The organism is Amycolatopsis sp. lyj-112 (assembly GCF_046549055.1).
Taxonomy (GTDB): Bacteria; Actinomycetota; Actinomycetes; order Mycobacteriales; family Pseudonocardiaceae; genus Amycolatopsis.
Window position 1 is genome coordinate 58,695 of record NZ_JAJPWS010000015.1, and the last position, 22,286, is coordinate 80,980.

Consider the following 22,286-nt stretch of genomic DNA (forward strand, 5'->3'; position numbering starts at 1 on the left):
CGACACAAAAAGCCGGACGTTTCTCTTCATACACTTCTGCGGTGGCTTCGGCGAAGGGCTGTCCCGTCGACAGGACGGGGGAACGACACCGGAAACGGCGTGGTCAGGAAGTTCCTTGACCCGATGGCGCCGGAAGGCAGAAGGTGGTGGAGGGCGGAGATCTTCCGGCCCGAATCCCCGGTGTTCAGGTGACCGCGGGGCAAGCGCCGCTGGGGGCAGCAGGCGTCCGATGTCAAGAGAATTCCGTCAAGAGAATTCCGCATTCCCCGGAGAGCGAATCCGGGGTGGATGTTTCAGGCAGAGATGGGGTGTGGGAGTTGGCCGGTCCGGTCGTGGGAGGGTTGACGCCGTCGGACGTGTCGCTGGTTTCGGTGGACCAGGACGAAATCGACGCTTGGGAAAGGAAATATCCGGGGCTGACCGATGTCTGGCCGTTGACCCCGTTGCAGTCGGGGCTGTTGTTCCACAGCATGGTGGACGAATCCGCCTTCGACACCTACAAGCTCCAGTTCGTCGTGCACCTGTCCGGGCAGGTCGACGCGAAACGGCTCCACGGGGCCGCTCGCGCGCTGCTGGAGCGGCACACGAACCTCCGGACCGCGGTGGTCGCGGACGACGCCGGCGACCATGTCCGCGTCGTCGTCGAAGGGGTCGAACTGCCGTGGCGGCAGATCGATCTCGGCGCGCTGGCCGAAGGGGCCAGGGGAGTGGCCTTCGAACGGTTCCTCGTCGAGGACCGCGGTGAGCGGTTCGATCTGGCGAAGCCACCGTTGCTGCGGGTGACACTGGTGGAACTGGGCCCGGACCGGGCCGAACTGGTGGTGACCGCGCACCACGTGCTCTTCGACGGCCGTTCGGTACGGCCGCTGATGCGCGAACTGCTGCGCCTCTACACCTCGAACGGCGACCCCCAGGGGTTGCCGCGGATTTCGGAGTACGAGGAGTTCCTCACCTGGCTGTCCGAACAGGACCGGGTGACGACGGCCCGTGTCTGGGCTGAAGAACTCGAAGGAGTCGAGGAGCCCACGCTGCTCGTTCCCGCGACGGCGTCCGAAGTGGACACCGCCGGGATCGGCCGGGTGGAGGCCCCGCTGCCGGTCGGCGAGGCCCGCGAACTCTCTTGGCGCGCCGTGGAACTCGGCGTCGGCGTGAACACGCTCGTCCAAGGCGCGTGGGCGATTCTGCTCGGCGGCCTGACCGGACGCGAAGACGTCCTGTTCGGCGCGACCGTGCCCGGCCGCCCGTCCGCGCTCGCCGGTTCCGACGCGATGATCGGCACCTTCGTCAACACCGTTCCGGTGCGGGTGCGGTTCAGCCCGGCGGACACGGTCTTCGAGTTCCTGCACCGCTTGCAGGACAGGCAGGCCGAACTGGCCGAGCACCAGTACCACGGCCTGACCGACATCCACCAGGCCACCGGCCTCAGTTCGCTGTTCGACACGCTGGTGCTGTTCGACTCCGCGCCGGTGGAACGCATCGGTATCAACGAGACCACCGCCGCGGCGGGGATCGCCGTCACCGGGATCCGCCCGTTCATCGGCAACCACTACCCGCTGACCGTGCTGGCCGAGGCCGACGCGCAGGTGCGGCTTTCGCTGCAGTTCCAGCGGAACATGTTCGAACAGGGCGCGATCCGGAGTATCGCGACCCGGCTCGTCCGCCTGGTGCAGCAGATGGTGGCCGATCCCCGTGCCCGCATCGGCGCGCTTGACATGCTCGGTGCCGACGAGCGGAACCGGATCTTGCGCACCTTCAACGACACCGCCGCGCCGGTTCCGGAGGACACCCTCATCACCGCGTTCGAGAAGCAGGTGGAGCTCACCCCGAGCCGTACCGCGCTCATCTTCGAAGGGCAGAAGCTCAGCTACGCCGAGATGAACGCCCGGGCGAACCGGCTCGCGCACTGGCTCATCGAGCAGGGCGCGGGACCGGAGACCCTCGTCGCCGTCCGGCGGCCGCGGTCGTTCGAACTGCTCGTCGCGCTCTACGCGGTGCTCAAGGCAGGCGCCGCGTATCTCCCGATCGACCCGGACCTGCCGGAAGAGCGGGTCACCTACATGCTCGACGACGCGACCCCGCTGCTGATCCTCGACGAGTTGCCCGACGTGTCGGCGTATCCGGTCACAAATCCGTCCACAGTGGACGTGGCGGTGACGAACGCCGCCTACGTCATCTACACCTCGGGTTCGACCGGCGGTCCCAAGGGGGTCGTGGTCTCCCACGCTGCGATCATGAACCGCCTCCACTGGGGGCACGACGAATACGGGCTCACCGAGAGCGACCGGATGCTGCTGAAGACGTCGATCGGGTTCGACGTCTCGGTACCGGAACTGTTCTGGCCGCTGCTGGTCGGTTCGGCACTGGTGATCGCGCGGCCGGACGGGCACAAGGATCCGGAGTACCTGGCCCGGCTGATCCGCGAGCAGAACGTGACGGAGGTCGACTTCGTCCCCTCGATGCTGACGGCGTTCGTCGACGAGCCCGCCGCGCAGGGCATCACGAGCCTGCGGCGGGTCGAGGCCGCGGGTGAGGCACTGCCGGTCGATCTGGCCGAACGGTTCGCGAAGGCCTTCCCGAAGACCGAATTGCACAACCTCTACGGGCCCACCGAGGCCGCGGTCGAGGTCACGTACTGGAAGCACCGCTCCGAGCCGGGCGCCACCAGCGTCCCGATCGGCGGGCCGGTGTGGAACACCCGGTTGTACGTGCTCGACTCGGCGCTGCGGCCGGTCCCGGTCGGTGTCACCGGTGAGCTGTACCTGGCCGGCGTCCAGCTGGCCCGCGGCTACCTCAACCGGCCGGGGATGACCTCCGACCGGTTCATCGCCGACCCGTTCACCCCGGGCGAGCGGATGTACCGCACCGGTGACCTGGTGAAATGGCGTGCCGACGGCGTGATCGACTATGTCGGCCGTGTCGACTTCCAGGTGAAGGTGCGCGGCTTCCGGATCGAACTCGGCGAGATCGAAGCGGCGCTGGCCGCCCACGCCGGAGTCGGGCACGCGGTCGTCATCGCCAGGGAGAGCAAGGGCGGCGCCAAGCAGCTCGTCGGCTACGTGGTCCAGGACCGGGAAGCCGCTGCCCTCGACGCTGCCGAACTGCGGGACTTCGTCGTGGAACGGCTGCCGGAGTTCATGATCCCCGCCGCGCTGGTGGTACTCGACCATCTTCCCCTGACCCCGAACGGGAAACTCGACCGGCGAGCACTGCCGGAACCGGAGTTCGCCGGTTCGGAGTACCGAGCACCGTCCACTGAGGACGAAGCCGCACTCGCGGGACTGTTCGCCGATGTCCTGGGCCTGGAGCGGGTCGGCGTCGACGACGACTTCTTCATGATGGGCGGCGACAGTATCCGCTCGATCCAGCTCGGCTCTCGGGCCAGGGCTGCGGGTATGCGGGTCAGCCCGCGCGAGATCTTCGAGGCCAAGACGGTCGCGCGGCTCGCCGGGGTCGTGGACGTCAACCGGACTTCGGGCGAAGAGCAGTTCGAGGAGTCGTACGAGCCGACGTCGCTGGTCAACGCCACGCCGGCCGAGCTCGCCGCCTGGAAGAAGCGCTACAGCGGGTTCGCGGACGCCTGGCCGCTGACCCCGCTGCAGTCCGGGATGCTGTTCCACACCCTGCTGTCCGACGCGAAATCCGACGCGTACCAGATGCAGCTCTCCTTCCGGCTCCACGGCAAGGTCGAGGCCAAGCGCATGCGCGCCGCCGGACAGGCGCTCCTGGACCGGCACGCGAACCTGCGGACCGCGTTCGTCACCGACGCCCAGGGCGGGCACGTCCAGATCGTGCTGGACAACGTGAAACTGCCCTGGTGGAAGACCGACCTGAGTTCGGTGCCGCCGGACTACCGGGCCGACGCGTTCCAGCGGCTGCTGGCCGAGGACCACGCTGTCAGCTTCGATCTCACCGCGCCGCCGTTGCTGCGGCTGGCCTTGGTGCGGACCGGCGACGAGGTGTACGAGCTCGTCCTGACCGCGCATCACCTCTTGTTCGACGGCTGGTCGGAACTGGTGCTGCTGGAGGAACTGCTGCGGCTCTACGCGGTGGGCGGCGACGCCTCCGTGCTGCCCGAGGCCCGCGGCTTCCAGGACTTCTTGGCGTGGCAGGCGAAACGGGACAACGACGAGGCAGCCCGCGCCTGGGCCGCCGAACTCGACGGTGTCGACAAGCCGACCCTGCTCGCCCCGGAGTCCGAAGTGGACACGCACGCCGGGATCGGACAGGTCGAGATCGCCCTTTCCGATGACGAGTCGCGTGAGCTTTCCCGTCGCGCCGCGGAACTCGGCGTCACGGCGAACACGCTGGTGCAAGGGGTCTGGGCGGTTCTGCTGGGCAGGCTGGCCGGACGCCGGGACGTCGTCTTCGGTGCCACGGTCTCCGGTCGTCCGTCGGCGCTCACCGGGGTCGAGTCCATGGTCGGCATGTTCATCAACACCGTTCCCGTGCGGGCGGACTGCGCGCCGGGCGAGACGTTCGCGAACGTGCTGACCCGTCTGCAGGACCGCCAGGCGGCTCTGATGGACCACCATCACTACGGCCTGAGCGAGATCCACCGGGCGGCCGGGGTCGACTCGCTGTTCGACACCCTCGTCGTCTTCCAGTCCTATCCGGTGGATCAGGCCGGGATCGGCGAGGCCGCGGCCGCCGCCGGGGTCCGGGTCGACGGCGTGCGTTCGGCGCCCGGCGGGAACTACCCGCTGACGCTGATGGTCCTGTCCACCGCACCGCTGCGGCTGACCTTCGACTACCAGCTGAACGTCTTCGAGCAGGACGCCGTCGAGCGTGTCTCGGAGCGGTTCCTCCGGGTGCTGCGGCAGGTCGTGGCCGAGCCGGGCCTGAAGATCGGCGCGGTGGAGGTGCTCGACGAGGCCGAGCGCGAACTGGTGCGAGGCTTCGGTATCCCGGGTATCACGACGGCCGAGGAGACCGTCCCGGCACTGTTCGAGCGGCAGGCCGCCGCGACACCGGACGCGATCGCCGTCACCGGGGACGCGCCGGTGAGTTATCGCGAACTCAACACGGTCGCGAACCTCCTCGCGCACCGGCTGATCCAGGCCGGCGCCGGACCGGAAAAGGTGGTGGCGATCGCGCTGCCGCATTCGGCGGACCTCGTCACGGCTGTGCTCGCGACGCTCAAGGCGGGTGCCGCGTATGTCCTGGGCACGCACGCCGAGGCCTCGGTGAGCATCGGCACGGCAGAGCTGCTCGGCAAACCCGGCGGGCACGACACCGACCCGGCGCAGCCGATCGGACCGCGTCATCTCGCGTGCTTGCGCGATGACGCCGTCGCGGTCACTCACGAGGTGCTTGTCCGCGAGGTGACCCGGTTGGCCACGAGTGTCGCGGCGGGTGAACGGGTCCGGGCGGCGACGGTGCTGGAAGTCCTCGCCGCCCTGTGCGCCGGAGCCGAGGTCGATCTCTCCGATAACTCGGAGTTCGCCATCGACGCTTCCCTGGGTCACAGCCGCGCGTATGTCCTCGGTTCCGGGCTCACCCCGGCCCTGCCTGGCGTGGTGGGGGAGTTGTACGTCGCGGGCCCGGTCGCTCGTGGCCACCACGGGGACGCCGCGCTGACCGCGGGCCGGTTCGTCGCCGACCCCCGCGTCGACGGGGAGCGGATGTACCGCACCGGCGAGCTGGCCCGCTGGACCGCCGACGGCGTGCTTGAGATCGTGCGGGAGCTGGCCGAAGAAGAAACCGGGCCCACCGACAAACGCGGTCCCCGGACGAAACAGGAAGAGGTCCTTTGTGGACTCTTCGCCGCCGTGCTCGGCGTCGAGGACGTCGGCATCGACGACGACTTCTTCGGGATCGGCGGCAATTCGCTGATGGCCACCCGGCTCATCGGGCGGATCCGCAAGGAACTCGGGGTCAGCGTGTCGATCCGGTCGATCTTCCAGTACCCGACGATTGCCCGGCTCGCCGGTGAGTGGACCACCATCGCCAAGGCCAGCAGGCCACAACTGCGCAAAATGATCAAGGAGTAGAACCGGAGATGATTCCCCTTTCGTTCGCGCAGCGCAGACTGTGGTTCATCCATCGTTTCGAGGGACCGTCGGCGACTTACAACATCCCGATCGTGCTGCGGTTGCCGGGTGTGCTGGACACCGAGGCCCTGCGGACCGCGCTCGGCGACCTGGTGCGTCGGCACGAAAGCCTGCGGACGCTGTACATCGAGGACGCCGACGGCGTCCCGTACCAGCAGGTCGCGTCCGAGGAGTCGGCGAACTTGGCGCTGCCGGTCGTCGACGTCGCCGCGGATGAGGTCCAGGCCGGGATCGCCTCGGCGTCGGCGTACGCCTTCGACCTGTCGGCCGAGATCCCGGTGCGGGCGACGCTGTTCCGGTCCGCTGTGGACGAACACGTCCTCGTGCTGCTGATCCACCACATCGCCGCCGACGGCGAGTCGATCGCTCCGCTGATCCGCGACCTGTCGGAGTCCTACGCCGCCCGGCTGGAGGGCGTCGAAGCGGAGCTGCCCGAACTTCCGGTGCAGTACACGGACTACACGCTGTGGCACCGGGAGGCGCTGGGCGAGGAGTCCGATCCGGACAGTGCGATCGCCGCGCAGCTCGAGTACTGGACCGCCGAGCTGACCGGGGTTCCGCAGCAGGTGCCGCTCCCGATCGATCATCCGCGTCCGCCGGTCGCCAGCCACCGCGGGGCCATGGCGCACTACGAGATCGACCCGGAACTGGTCGCGGCGGCCGAGGAACTGGCCCGTTCGCGCGGGCTGACCCTGCCGATGATGCTGCAGTCGACGCTGGCGGTTCTGTTGCGCCAGCTCGGCGGAGGCGACGACATCACCATCGGCTCCACGATCGCGGGCCGGACCGACGAGGCCCTGATGGACCTCATCGGGTTCTTCGTCAACACCTGGGTGCTGCGCGTCGACCTGAGCGACAACCCGGTGGGCGGCGACCTGCTCGACCGCGTCGGGGAAAAGGCGCTGGCCGCCTACGACAACCAGGACGCGCCGTTCGAGCGGCTGGTGGAGATCCTCAAGCCCGAGCGCTCCACCGCGTATCACCCCGTCTTCCAGGTCATGTTCACCTGGCAGAGCGTGAACCACGTCGACGTCGACCTGCCCGGCCTCAAGGCGTCGCTGGAGACGATTCCCAGCGGCACGGCCAAGTTCGACCTCGAATTCAACTTTATCCCGCAGGCTACCGGCGGCATCCGCGGCGAGATCGAGTACGCCACCGACCTGTTCACCCACGCCACGGTGGAGGCGATCGGTGCCCGGTTCGCGCGGGTCCTGCGCGGACTGGTCACCACGCCCGGACTGCCTGTCGGGCAGATCGACGTACTCACCACCGAGGAGCGGGAGCGGCTGCTCACCGGCCTCAACGCCACGGCTGTGTCCACACCGGACACCACCGTCCCCGGTCTCGTCGAGCGTCAGGCGGCCGAGACCCCGGACGCGGTCGCGGTGGTGTTCGAGGGCACCGAGCTGACCTACCGTGAGCTGGACGACCGCGCGAGCCGGCTGGCGGAGCAGCTCGCCGCGAAGGGACTTCGCCCGGAAATCCTTGCGGGTCTGGCCGTTCCGCGCTCGGCCGAACTGGTCGTCGCGATGCTCGCGATCCTCAAGACCGGTGCGGCGTATCTGCCGATCGACCCGAAGTACCCCAGCAGCAGGCTCGACTTCGTGCTCTCCGAGGCGAAACCCGCCTTCATCCTCACCGATACCGCGACCGCGCCCGGGCTGCCGGAGACCGGCGTTCCGTTGGTGTGCCTGGACGAACTGGGTGACGAGACCGCCCGCCTGGTACCGGCGATGCCGCAGAACCTCGCCTACGTCATGTACACGTCGGGCTCGACAGGAACGCCGAAGGGAGTCGCGATCACGCACGCCGGAGTCGTCAACGGCGTCCTGCGGCTGGCCGAGGTCGTCGGCGCGAAGCCGGGTGCGCGGATGCTGGCGGGGACGTCGATCAACTTCGACGTCTCGGTGTTCGAACTCTTCACCTCGCTGTGCCATGGCGCCACCGTCGAGGTCGTCCGCGACGTCCTCGTGCTGGGCGAGCGCGACGGCTGGGCGGGCAACGTGGTCAGCACCGTCCCGTCGGTGTTCGCCGAACTGGTCGACGTCATCGCCGAGAAATCCACTGTGGACACCGTCGTGTTCGCGGGTGAGGGCCTGCCGGGCTCGCTGGTCAAGCGGGTCCGTGAGGCGATGCCCGGCGTCCGGGTGGTCAACGCCTATGGGCAGAGCGAATCCTTCTACGCCAGCACGTTCACCTTGGCGCCCGAGGACGACTGGGACGGTGCGCGCAACGCGCCGATCGGCACCCCGCTGGGGAATCTGCGGACCTACGTGCTGAGCCCGGACCTCACCCCGGTCGCTCCGGGTGTCGTGGGCGAACTCTACGTCGCGGGCGCGATCGGCCGTGGCTACCACGGCCGGCCCGGTCTGACGGCGGAGCGCTTCGTGCCGGATCCGTTCGGCCCGGACGGCGAACGCATGTACCGGACCGGCGACCTCGCCCGCTGGAACGACGGCGGACGGCTGGAGTACGCGGGCCGCGGCGACGCGCAGGTCAAGGTCCGCGGCTTCCGGATCGAGCCCGGCGAGGTCGAGGCCGCGCTGACCGCGCACCCCGGCGTCGCCCAGGCCGCCGTGATCGCGCGTGACGGCCGCGGCGCCGCCAAACAGCTGGTCGGCTACATCGTCCCCGCTTTCACCGGCGACGCGGGCAACGCCGACTTCCGTGCCGGTGTCGAGATGGCGGACCTGCGCAAGTTCGCCTCGCAGCGGCTTCCGGAGTTCATGGTCCCGTCGGCGTTCGTGCTGCTGGACCGGCTTCCGCTGGCACCCAACGGGAAACTCGACCGCAAGGCGCTCCCGGAGCCGGAGTTCACCGGCGGCGAGTACCGTGCGCCGTCGACCGAGGAGGAGAAGACCATCGCGGCGGTCTACGCCGAGGTGCTCGGCCTCGACCGCGTCGGCGCCGACGACGACTTCTTCGCCATCGGCGGGGACAGCATCCGCTCGATCCAGGTGGTGACCCGTGCCCGGGCGCGCGGGATCGACGTTTCCCCTCGCGAGATCTTCGAATGCCGCACGGCCGCCCGGCTCGCCGAAGTCGCGCTGGAGAACGAGCAGGCCGGTGCGAGCGCCGTCCTGGAGGAGTTCGAGGGCGGTGGCGTCGGCAGGCTTCCCTTGCTGCCCATCGCGAAGTACATGACGGAAATGGGCGGCGGGTTCGACCGGTTCGCGATGTCCGTATGGCTGGACCTTCCCGCGGGGATCGACGAGGCCGGGCTGCACGCCACGATCGCCGCCGTGCTCGACCGGCACGACATGCTGCGCTCGCAGCTGGTCAAGAACGGCGAATGGGCGATCGAAGTCTTCCCCCGGGGCTCGGTCGACGTCGCGCCTTTGGTCCACCGAGTCGAGCACGACGGCGAGTGGGACGACGCCTGGCGTGAGCGGGCCACCGCCGAACTGAACACGGCCGCCGGACGGCTCGACCCGGTCGGCGGCGTGATGGCGCGGTTCGTCTGGTTCGACAAGGCCGAGGGCGGCCGGCTCGCCGTCGCCCTGCACCACCTCGTGGTCGACGGCGTTTCCTGGCGCATCCTCATCCCCGACTTCGCGGCCGCTTGGGGAGCCGTCCGCGAGGGCCGGGCAGCCGAACTGCCCGAGGTCACGACGTCGGCACGGCGCTGGACGCACGCGCTCATCGACGAAGCCGCCGAGCGGGTCACGGAAATGGACCTCTGGCGGTCCGTCGTGGACGGTCCGGACCCGGTGCTGGGCTCGCGTCCGCTCGACCCCGCCGTGGACCTGCTGTCCACTGTGGAGCACGTCCGCGTCGAGCTTCCGGCGCCGGTGACCGACGCGCTGCTGACGTCCGTACCCGCCGCCTACCGCGGTGGCGTCAACGACGGGCTGCTCGCCACCCTGGCGATGGCGGTCGCACGATGGCGTGCCCGGCGAGGCGTGACCGAGTCCTCGACCCTGATCCGCCTCGAAGGCCACGGCCGTGAAGAGGAGATCGTGCCCGGCGCCGACCTTTCCCGCACGGTCGGCTGGTTCACCAGCATGTTCCCGGTCCGGCTCGACGTTGGAGGCACCGCAGGCATCGCGGCGTCTGTCGGCTCGGTGGTCAAAGCCGTCAAGGAACAGCTGCTCGCCGTCCCGGACAAGGGAATGGGCTACGGGCTCCTGCGCTACCTGAACGCGGAGACGGGTGCCGAGCTGGCCGGGCACGCGACCGGGCAGATCGGGTTCAACTACCTCGGCCGGTTCTCCGAGGCTGACATGCCGGAGGAACTGCGAGGGCTGGGCTGGACCCAGGCGCCGGACACCGCCGAGCTGGAAGCCGACCTCGACGCCGACATGCCCGCTCTGTCCACTTTGGATGTCCAGGCGATGGTCACCGGTGACCGGCTCGTCGCCTCGTTCGGGTTCCCCGCCGCGCTGTTCTCCCGTGAGGACGTCGAGGAGCTGGCCGGTCTCTGGACGGCGGCGCTCGAGGATCTGGCACGGCACGTCGCCGAGCCGAGTGCCGGTGGGCTGACGCCGTCGGACGTGCCGCTGGTTTCGGTGACCCAGAACGACATCGAGAAGTGGGAGTGCGAGTATCCCGGCCTGGCCGACATCTGGCCGCTGACCGCGCTGCAGTCCGGCCTGCTGTTCCACACCATGCTGGTCGACTCCTCGTTCGACGCCTACCAGATGCAGCTGGCGATGCACCTGTCCGGCGAAGTCGACGCCGACCGGATGCGGGCGGCCGGCCAGGCGATGCTGGACCGGTACCCGAACCTGCGGACCGCGTTCGTCGACAACGCAGCCGGTGAACAGGTGCAGCTCGTCGTCGAGGGCGTCGAGCTGCCGTGGCGCGAGATCGATCTGCGCGGCCTCGGCGAGACCGAACGCGACGAAGCCTTCGAGCGGTTCCTCATCGAGGATCACAGCGAGCACTTCGAGGTCACACGGCCGCCGATGCTGCGTCTTTCGCTGCTGCGGATGGCGGACGACCGCTCGGAACTCGTGCTCACCGCGAACCACGTCCTCTTCGACGGCTGGTCGCTGCCCCTGCTCATGCAGGACCTTCTGCGGCTCTACGCCTACCGGGGCGACACCGCCGCGCTGCCGAGAGTGCGCGGCTACAAGGACTTCCTGAACTGGCTGGCCAAGCAGGACCGCGACGAGTCGGTCCGGTTGTGGAGCGCCGAGTTCGACGGTGTCGAGGAGCCGACGATCCTGGTGCCGGATGCACTGTCCGAAAAGGACAGCACCGGCGTGGACCAGGTCGAGGTCGAACTGCCCGGCGCCGAAATGCGGGAGCTGACCCGGCGCGCGGCCGAACTCGGCGTCACCGTCAACACCCTCGTCCAGGGTGCCTGGGGTGTCCTGCTGGGACAGCTGACCTCGCGCCAGGACGTGGTCTTCGGTGCCACGGTGTCCGGCCGTCCGCCCGCACTGTCCGGTGTGGACTCGATGGTCGGCATGTTCATCAACACGCTGCCCGTCCGGGTGCGGTACTCGCAGGGTGACACGCTCGCCGAGGTACTCACGGCACTGCAGAACCGCCAGGGCGCGTTGCTGGACCAGCACCACTTCAGCCTGAGCGAGATCCAGCGGGCCGTGGGGCTGACCAACCTGTTCGACACGCTCGTGGTCTTCGAGTCGTACCCGGTCGACCAGGCCGGGCTGAACGACGCGCACGAGAGCGCCGGACTGGAGATCACCGGGATCCGGCCGTTCTCGGCCACGCACTACCCGGTGACCGTGATGGCCGACGCCGACCCGCATCTGCGGCTGAACCTGGTCTACCAGCGCAACGTGCTCGATCCCGAGGCCGTCGCGCTGCTCGCGGCCCGGTTCGGCCGGGTGCTGCGGCAGCTGGTCACCGATCCGCACGTGAAGATGGGTTCGGTCGAGGTCATCGACGCCGTCGAGCGCGAACGGCTGCTGCGGGCGTTCAACGACACCGCCGAGCCGACACCCGAAATCACGCTCCCTGCGCTGTTCGAGCACCAGGCGGCCGAGACCCCGGACGCGGTCGCCGTGGTCTTCGAGGACCAGGAGCTGACCTACCGCGAACTGAACGCTCGGGCGAACCGCCTGGCCCGCACCCTGGTCGGGCGCGGGGCCGGACCGGAGACCGTGGTCGGGCTGTCCCTGCCACGCTCGGCGGACCTGGTGGTGGCGCTGCTCGGGGTCCTGAAGTCGGGGGCGGCGTACCTGCCGATCGACCCGAAGTATCCCAGCCACCGGCTGGACTTCATCCTCTCCGAGTCGCGGCCGCACCTGATCCTCACCGACGCCGAGACCGTGAAGGTGCTGCCGGGCAACGAGATCCCCACGCTGTACTTCGGGGACGCACTCGACGGGACGGACGGCAACCTCACCGACGCGGACCGGCTCGCGCCGCTGCACCCGCAGGATCTGGCGTATCTGATCTACACCTCCGGCTCGACCGGACAGCCGAAGGGCGTCGCGATCACGCATCGCAACGTGGTCAACGGCGTCCTGCGGCTGGCTCCGGTCGTCGGCGCCGAGGCGGGATCGCGGACGCTGGCGGGGACGTCGATCAACTTCGACGTCTCGGTGTTCGAACTGTTCACCACTCTCTGCACCGGCGGCAGCGTCGAGGTCGTCCGCGACGTCCTCGTGCTCGGCGAACGCGGCGGCTGGACCGGCGGCCTGATCAGCACGGTCCCGTCCGCCTTCGCCGAACTGCTCGACCAGGTGGCGGGCAAGGTCACCGCGGACACGGTGGTCTTCGCCGGCGAGGCGCTGCCCGCGACGCTGGTGCGCCAGGTTCGCGAGGCGATCCCGGACGTCCGCGTCGTCAACGCCTACGGGCAGAGCGAATCGTTCTACGCCAGCACGTTCACCGCGTCCGACGAGTGGACGGGTACCGGTGGCGCGCCGATCGGGACGCCGCTGGGCAATATGCGGGCCTATGTCCTCGGCCCGGGCCTCAACCCCGTTCCCCAGGGAGTGGTGGGCGAACTGTACGTGGCGGGCGGTGTCGGCCGCGGCTACTTCGGCCGCACCGGCCTGACCGCGGAGCGCTTCGTCGCCGATCCGTTCGGTCCTCTCGGCGAGAGGATGTACCGCACCGGTGACCTGGCCCGGTGGACCGCCGACGGCGTGCTGGAGTACGCCGGCCGCGGCGACGTCCAGGTGAAGGTGCGCGGGTTCCGGATCGAGCCGGGTGAGGTCGAGGCCGCGCTGGCCGCGCACCCGGACGTCGCCCAGGCCGTCGTCATCGCCCGTGACGGCAACGGGACCCAGCGTCTCATCGGATACGTGGTCGGGGACGTGGACGTCGACGCCCTGCGTGCGTTCGTCGTGGACCGGCTGCCGGAGTTCATGGTCCCGTCGGCGTTCGTCGTCCTCGACCGGATCCCGTTGATGCTCAACGGGAAGCTCGACCGGGCCGCGCTGCCGGAGCCGGAGTTCGGTACCGGTGCCTATCGTGCGCCCCGGACGGCCACCGAAGAGACGTTGGCCGGGCTGTACGCCGAGGTCCTCGGGCTCGACCGGGTCGGGATCGACGACGACTTCTTCGCGCTCGGTGGGCATTCCTTGGTCGCGACCCGGCTGATCAGCCGGATCCGCACCGAACTGGCCGTCGAGATCCCGATCCGGATCGTGTTCGAGAGCCCGACCGTCGCCGCGCTGGGCAGGCACCTTTCCGCCGACGTCCACGTGCGGCCACCGTTGCTGCGCGCGGAAGACCGTCCGGAACGGCTTCCGCTTTCCTACGCCCAGCGGCGGATGTGGTTCATCCACAAGTTCGACGGCCCGTCGTCCACCTACAACATCCCGCTGGCCCTGCGGCTGACGGGTGAGCTGGACGCGGACGCCTTGGCGGAATCCCTGCGCGATGTCGTGGCCCGCCACGAAAGCCTGCGCACGGTCTTCGCCGAGGACGCCGAGGGTGTTCCGTACCAGCGGGTCCTGCCGGTCGGCGAGGCCCGGGTGGACGTCCCGCTCGTCGAAGTCGCACCGTCCAAATTAGACGAAGCAGTCGCCGAAGCGGTCGACTACCCGTTCGTGCTCGCCACCGACGTGCCCCTGCGGCCGAGGCTGATCCGGTTCGGCGAGGACGAGTACGTGCTGGTCTTGGTGCTGCACCATATCGCCGGTGACGGCGAGTCGCTGGCGCCGCTGGCCCGGGACCTCGCGACGGCGTACTCGGCCCGGCTGCGGGGCGAGGCGCCAGGTTGGGAAGAGCTGCCGGTCCAGTACGCCGACTACACCCTGTGGCAGCGCGAACTGCTCGGCGACGAGTCCGAAGAGGACAGCCTGCTGAACGCGCAGTCCGAGTACTGGCGCAAGGAGCTGGCCGGGGTCCCGCAGCCGCTGCAACTGCCGACCGACCGCCCGCGCCCGCCCAAGGCCAGCTATCAGGGTGACATGGTGAGCTTCACCATCGAGCCGGAACTGCTGGCAGCGGTGGAAAGGCTCGCCCGCGACCGCGACGTCACGGTGTCGATGGTCCTGCAGTCCGTGCTGGCGGTGCTCCTGCACCAGCTGGGCGGCGGGGGCGACATCACCATCGGCGCGCCGATCGCCGGCCGGACCGACGAGGCGCTGACCGACCAGATCGGTTTCTTCGTCAACACGTGGGTGCTGCGGGCCGAACTCGACGGAAACCCCGAGTTCGCCCGGCTGCTCGACGGCGTACGGGACAAGTCCCTTGCCGCGTACGAGAACCAGGACGCGCCGTTCGAGCGGTTGGTGGAAGTGCTCAACCCCGACCGCTCCGCCGCGTATCACCCGCTGTTCCAGGTGATGTTCGCCTGGCAGAACTACGCGGGGTCGGAGTTCGAGCTGCCGGGGCTGAAGGTCGGCATCGAACGGGCGCTGACCGGCACCTCGAAGTTCGACCTGTTCTTCAACCTCGCCGAGGTCACCGGGGCGGACGGCCGTGAGGTGGAGGGCGACATCGAGTTCGCCTTCGACCTGTTCGACCGCGAGACGATCGAGGTCATGGCCGACCGGTACCTCAAGGTGCTGCGTCGGATCGTCGCCGAGCCTGAGGTCCGCGTCGGCGCGATCGACGTCCTCGACGCCGGCGAGCGCACCCACTTGCTCGACGCGCTCAACGACACCTTTGAGCCCACGCCCGAGCTGACCATCCCCGGTCTGTTCGAGCGACAGGCCGAGGCGACGCCGGACGCGGTCGCGGTGGTGTTCGAGGACCGGGAGCTGACCTACGCGGACCTGAACGCCCGGGCCAACCGGCTCGCCCGCGAACTGGTCCGCCGTGGCGCCGGACCGGAAGCAGTGGTCGGGCTTTCCCTGCCCCGTGACGAGGATCTGGTCGTCGGCCTGCTCGGCGTGCTCAAGTCGGGCGCGGCGTACCTGCCGATCGACCCGCGCTACCCGAGCGCACGGCTGGGCCACGTCCTGAGCGACGCCCGGCCGGAGCTGATGCTCACCGACGCCGAGACGGTGAAGGTGGTGCCGGAGAACGACATCCCGCGGCTCCTGCTCGACGAACTGGACCTCACATCCGGGGACGCCTCGAACCTCACCGGCGACCTGCGGCCGGAGAACCTGGCGTACCTGATCTACACCTCCGGCTCCACCGGTACACCCAAGGGCGTCGCGATCACGCACCACAACGTCGTCAACGGGGTGCTGCGGCTGGCGGAAGCGGTCGGCCTGGTGCCGGGTTCGCGGACGCTGGCGGGGACGTCGATCAACTTCGACGTCTCGGTGTTCGAGATCTTCACCTCGCTGTGCGCGGGCAACAGCGTCGAGATCGTCCGCGACGTCCTCGTGGCGGGCGAACGCGGCGGCTGGTCCGGCGGCCTGATCAGCACGGTCCCGTCGGTGTTCTCCGAACTGCTGGACCAGGTTTCCGGCGGGATCTCCGCCGGCACCGTGGTCTTCGCCGGTGAGGGCCTGTCGGCGTCGCTGGTCGCCAAGGTGCGCGAGGCGATCCCGGATGCCCGGGTCGTCAACGCCTACGGGCAGAGCGAAACCTTCTACGCCACCACGTTCGGCCTGCCCGCTTCGGCGGAGCCGGCGGCGACCGGTCCTGCCCCGATCGGTGCTCCGATCGGGAACATGCGGACCTACGTCCTCGGCCCGGGTCTGCTCCCGGTGCCGCCGGGCGTCGCCGGTGAGCTTTACGTCGGCGGTGTCGTCGGCCGGGGCTACTTCGGGCGCACGGACATGACGGCGGAGCGGTTCGTCGCCGACCCGTTCGGCCGTTCCGGCGACCGGATGTACCGCACCGGCGACCTCGCCCGGTGGACCGCCGACGGCGTGCTGGAGTACGTCGGCCGCGGTGACGCGCAGGTCAAGGTGCGCGGGTTCCGCATCGAACCGGCCGAGATCGAGGCCGCGATGACCGCGCACCCGGGCGTCGCCCAGGCGGTGGCGGTGGTGCGCGAGGGGCGGGGTTCCGGTGGCAAGCAACTGGTCGGGTACGTCGTCCCGACCGGGGCGGAGAGCGAAGGGGTCGGGAACGTCGACGACATCGGCGACCTCGACTTCGACATGAACGCGGGGGTGGACATCCGGGAACTGCGGCGGTTCGTCGCGGCGAAGCTGCCGGAGTTCATGGTGCCGTCGGTGTTCGTCATCCTCGACAGGCTTCCCCTGAGCCCCAACGGGAAGCTCGACCGCAAGGCGCTGCCCGAGCCGGAGTTCACCGGTGGCGAGTACCGTGCGCCGGTCACACCGGAGGAGAAGATCCTCGCCGCGGTGTACGCCGAGGTCCTGGGCCTCGACCGCGTCGGCGTCGATGACGACTTCTTCGCCGTGGGCGGGGACAGTATCCGTTCGATCCAGGTGGTCACCCGCGCCAGGGCGCAGGGTGTCGAGGTCAGCCCGCGGGAGATCTTCGAGTACCGCAACGTCGCCGAGCTGGCCGAGATCGCGGTGGCGAAACGGCTTTCGGGCGCGGGACCGGTGCTGGAGGAGTTCGAGGGCGGCGGTTCCGGCGTGCTCCCGCTGCTGCCGGTCGCGAAGTACATGCTGGAATTGGGCGGCTCGTTCGACCGGTTCTCCATGTCGGCGACCGTCGAGCTGCCGGTGGGCATCGACCTGGACGGTCTGGCGAAGACGCTGAACGCGGTCCTCGACCGGCACGACCTCCTGCGGTCGCGCCTGATCCTCGACGGTGACGGCGCGATCGAGGTCACGCCGCCCGGTTCGGTTGACGCCGCGAGCCTCGTCCACCGCGTCGAATGTGACGGTGACTGGGCTTCGGAGGCTTGGCAGGGCTTGGCTTCGGCCGAGTTGAACGCGGCGACGGCACTGCTGGAGCCGGCGGCGGGCGTGATGACACGGTTCGTCTGGTTCGACGGCGGACCCGACGTCTCGGGACGGCTTTCCGTCGTGCTGCACCACCTCGTCGTCGACGGTGTGTCGTGGCGGATAATCCTGCCCGACCTCGCGGCGGCGTGGGAAAGCGTCCGGGACGGCAAGACGCCGGAACTCCCGGCCGTGGCGACGTCGGTCCGCCGGTGGACGCACGCCCTTCTCGACGAGGCGTCGTCTCCGGATCGGGTGGCGGAACTGGCGCTGTGGGAGTCCGTTGTGGACGGTCCCGACCCGGTGCTCGGCTCGCGGCCGCTCGATCCGGCCGTCGACGTCCTGTCCACTGTGGAGCGGCTCAGCGTCAAACTGCCGCCCGCGGTCACCGACGCGTTGCTCACCACGGTTCCGGCCGCGTTCCACGGCGGCGTCAACGACGGCCTGCTCGCCGGGCTCGCGATGGCGCTGGCGAAGTGGCGCGCCGGCCGGGGAGTGGACGAGTCCTCGGCACTGATCCGGCTCGAAGGGCACGGACGCGAGGAAGAGATCATCCCCGGCGCCGATCTGTCCAGCACTCTGGGCTGGTTCACCAGCATGTTCCCCGTCCGCCTCGACCTCGGCGGGTTCGATCTCGACGAGGCGTTCGCGGCCGGCCCGGCCGCGGGCGAGATCATCAAGGCGGTCAAGGAACAACTGCTGCGGGCCCCCGACAAGGGCATGGGCTTCGGGTTGCTGCGCTACCTCAACCCGGAGACGTCGGCGGAGCTGGCTCCGCACCCGACCGGGCAGATCGGTTTCAACTACCTCGGCCGGTTCTCCACCGCAGACATGCCCGAGGCGTTGCGCGGGCTGGGCTGGACCCAGGCGCCGGAGCTGTCCGAACTGGCCGCCGACCTCGACGACGACATGCCGGCGATGTCGACGGTGGAGATCAACGCCGTCGTCATCGACACCGAACTCGGCGCCCAGCTGGACGCGCTGTTCGGGTTCCCCTCCGGGGTGCTCTCCGCGAGTGAGGTCCGGGAACTCGCGGACCTGTGGTGCGAGGCGCTGACCGCGCTGGCCCGGCACGCGGCCGGACCCGGTGCCGGTGGCCGGACGCCGTCGGACCTGCCGCTGGTTTCGGTCACCCAGGCCGATATCGACGGCTGGGAGGCGAGGTATCCGGTGGTGGCCGACGTCTGGCCGCTGACAGCGCTGCAATCGGGGCTGCTGTTCCAGTCCATGGTGGACGAAACCGGGAACGACGCCTACCAGATGCAGCTCGCGTTCCACGTGAGCGGACTCGTCGACCCGGAACGTATGCGCGCCGCCGGGCGGGCGCTGCTCGCCCGCCACGCGAATCTGCGGGTGGTGTTCGTGCCGAACGCCGACGGCGAGCGGGTGCAGGTGGTGCTCGACGGCGTCGACATTCCGTGGAAGGAGATCGACCTGCGCGGCCTGCCCGAGACGGAGCGGGAAGCGGCGTTCGAGCGCTTCCTCGCCGAGGACCAGGCGACCAGGTTCGATCCGGAGACGCCGCCGCTGCTGCGGATGACGTTGCTGCGCATGGACACCGAGCGGTTCGAACTGGTCTTCACCGCGCACCACGTGCTGTTCGACGGCTGGTCGCTGCCGGTGCTGATGCAGGACATCATCCGCCTCTACGGGGCGGCCGGGGACGGCTCGGTGCTGCCCAGGATCCGCGGCTACCGCGAGTTCATGGTGTGGCTGTCCGAACAGGACCGTGCCGAGGCGCTGCGGGCGTGGGGGGCGGAACTCGACGGTGTCGACGAACCGACGTTGATCGGCACGACCTTCTCCGCCGACGCCGATGCCGACGCTTCGGGGATCGGCCAGGTCGAGGCGACCCTGCCGGTGCCGGAGTCCCGCGAGCTGAACCGGCGGGCGTCCGAACTCGGTATCACGGTGAACACGCTGGTGCAGGGAGCCTGGGCGCTTCTGCTCGGGCAGCTGACCGGCCGGTCGGACGTCGTGTTCGGCGCGACCGTCTCCGGGCGGCCGCCGGAGCTGACCGGTGTCGACTCGATGGTGGGGCTGTTCATCAACACCCTGCCGGTGCGCGTCGAATGCGGTCCGGCGGACACGGTGGCCGAGATGCTGACGCGGCTTCAGAAGCGGCAGGCCAAACTGCTCGACCACCACCACTTCGGGCTGACCGAGATCCAGCGGCCCACCGGGCTGAAGACGTTGTTCGACACCCTGGTGGTGTTCGAGTCCTACCCGGTCGACCGCGAGGGGATGGCGAACGCGTTCTCCTCGGCGGGGATCGCCTTCACCGGCATCCGCCCGTTCTCGGGCACGCACTACCCGGTGACCGTGATGGCCGACGCCGATCCATACCTGCGGCTTTCCCTGCAGTATCAGCAGAACGTGATCGGCCGAGCGGCCGCCGAACGGATGGGGGCCGCGCTGGAACGGATCCTCCGCCAGCTGGCCACCGATCCGCACGTGCCGGTCGGTTCGCTGCGGGTGCTGGACCTGCCCGTGCCCGAAGCGGGCGGCGAGCCCGCCGCCGGCCGCGACCTGACCGTCCCGGAACTGGTCGAGCAGCAGGTGGCCGCGACGCCGGACGCGCTCGCGGTGGTGTGCGGAGCCGAGGAGCTGACGTACCGGCGACTGGACACGCGGGCGAACCGCCTGGCGCACCGCTTGATCGCGTTCGGCGCCGGTCCGGAGGCCGTGGTCGGGCTCGCGCTGCCGCGGTCGGCCGAGCTGGTGGTCGCGATGCTCGCGATCCTCAAGACCGGTGCGGCGTACCTGCCGATCGACCCGAAGTACCCCAGCAGCCGGCTGGACCACGTGCTTTCCGAGGCGCGGCCGGTACTGGTGCTGACCGACAGCGAGACCGAGGGCGTCCTGCCCGAGTCTTCGGGTCGGCTCGTGCGGCTGGACGGGCTCGACCTCGACGACCCGGGCGGCGACGTCGAACCGGCGGTCGGGTTGCGGCCGGAGAACCTGGCGTACGTCATGTACACCTCCGGGTCGACGGGGACGCCGAAGGGTGTCGCGATCACCCACGGCACGGTGGTCAACGGCGTGCTGCGGCTGGCGTCGGAAGTGGGCGCGAGGCGGGGTTCCCGGATACTCGCGGGGACGTCGATCAACTTCGACGTCTCGGTGTTCGAGATCTTCACCGCGCTGACCCACGGAGCCGCGATCGAGATCGTCCGCGACGTCCTGGAACTGGGCGAACGCGGAGACTGGTCGGGCAGTGTGCTCTCCACGGTCCCGTCGGTCTTCGCCGAACTGGTCGACGACCTCGCCGGGAAGACCACTGTGGACACTCTGGTGTTCGCGGGCGAAGGGTTGTCCTCAGGCCTGGTGAGCCGTGTCCGGGAGGCCTTCCCGGACACACGGATCATCAACGCCTATGGGCAGACGGAGTCCTTCTACGCCACCACGTACACCGTTTCGGGGGATGTCGCCGGCGGTGCGCCGATCGGCACCTCGCTGGGCGGTATGCGGACCTACGTCCTCGGCCCGGGCCTGCTGCCGGTTCCGCAGGGTGTCGTGGGCGAGTTGTACGTCGGTGGAGCGGTCGGCCGCGGCTACCACGGCCGCGGCGGACTCACCGCCGAGCGTTTCGTGGCGGACCCCTTCAGCGCGGGGGAGCGGATGTATCGCACCGGCGATCTCGCGCGGTGGAACGCCGACGGCGTGCTCGAGTACGTGGGGCGCGGGGACTCGCAGGTCAAGATCCGCGGGTTCCGGATCGAACCGGGGGAGGTCGAGGCCGCGCTGACCGCGCACCCCGGCGTGGCCCAGGCTGCCGTCGTCGCACTGGGCGCGTCCACCAAACGGCTCGTGGGCTACGTGGTGGGCGACGTCGAAGTGCGGGAACTGCGCGCGTTCGCCGCCGCCCGGCTGCCGGAGTTCATGGTGCCGTCAGCGCTGCTCGTGCTGGACCGGTTGCCGTTGACCCCCAACGGGAAACTGGACCGGAAGGCGTTGCCGGAGCCGGACTTCGCCGGCGAGGCGTACCGCCCGCCCCGGACGGCGCAGGAGGAGACACTGACCCGCCTGTTCTCCGAAATCCTGGAGATCGACCGGATCGGGGTGGACGACAACTTCTTCGCCCTGGGCGGGCATTCCCTGCTCGCCACCCGGCTGATCAGCCGGATCAAGGCGGAACTGGGGATCGAAATCCCGATCCGCGCGGTGTTCCAGGCGGCGACCGTCGCGCAACTGGCCGCGCATCTCTCCTCGGGCGGGGATTCCGCCGACTTCGCGGATCCCCATGCCGTCGTGCTCTCGATCAAGGACGGCGGGGAGAAGGAACCGCTGTGGGGGATCCATCCGGGTCTCGGCCTTTCCTGGCCTTACCTCGGATTCGCCCCGTACCTCCCGGCGGACCGCCCGTTCTACGCACTGCAATCGCGGGGCTATGACGAATCGGCGGTGAACCCCGAATCGCTGGAAATGATGGTCGAGGACTATCTGGAACAGATTCTCGCGGTTCAGCCCGAGGGCCCGTTCCACTTGATCGGGTACTCCTTCGGCGGCACCGCGGCGCACGCCATCGCCGCGGAACTGCAGGCACGAGGCCATGAAGTGGCGCTGCTCGCCTTGCTCGACGCGGTGCCGAGCAGTTACTTCGCCCAGGGCGAAGTGCTCAGCGTCGACGAAGTACGGAACCTGCTCGGCGACTACATCGGCAGCCTCGTCGGTGCCGACGAATACGAACACCTGCTCCAGACCTCGGCCACGGTACTGGTCGACCACATGACTTTGTTGCGCGAGTTCACTTCACCGGTTTATCGTGGAGATGCCTTGTTCTTCAACGCGACAAAGAACGAGGACGACTCCTACGTCGGGCTCTGGGGTCCGCATATCACCGGTGACGTAGAGGAATACGACGTCCACGTCGAACACTACGACATGTGCTCGTCCGATTCCGCTGCGCAGATCAGCAAGGCCATCAACGCAAAGCTAGTGTCCTGAGTTGGGAATGCGGTGTATATATCGGTGGGCCGCCGAGATATGCGCCTGATTTCCAGCTCGGGACACTGACCGTTAGCGCAGCACGTGTTGAATG

The 22,286-nt window shown here is 69.3% G+C and carries 2 protein-coding genes; both read left to right on the forward strand.

Annotated elements, in window-relative coordinates:
* Window positions 1-332 precede the first annotated feature (332 nt).
* A complete protein-coding gene (locus ACLJRL_RS34440) occupies window positions 333-5,990 on the forward strand; it encodes an amino acid adenylation domain-containing protein (RefSeq protein WP_410660539.1) in 5,658 nt (1,885 codons plus the stop codon).
* A gap of 8 nt (window positions 5,991-5,998) precedes the next feature.
* A complete protein-coding gene (locus tag ACLJRL_RS34445) occupies window positions 5,999-22,192 on the forward strand; it encodes an amino acid adenylation domain-containing protein (protein WP_410660540.1) in 16,194 nt (5,397 codons plus the stop codon).
* Window positions 22,193-22,286: the final 94 nt, after the last annotated feature.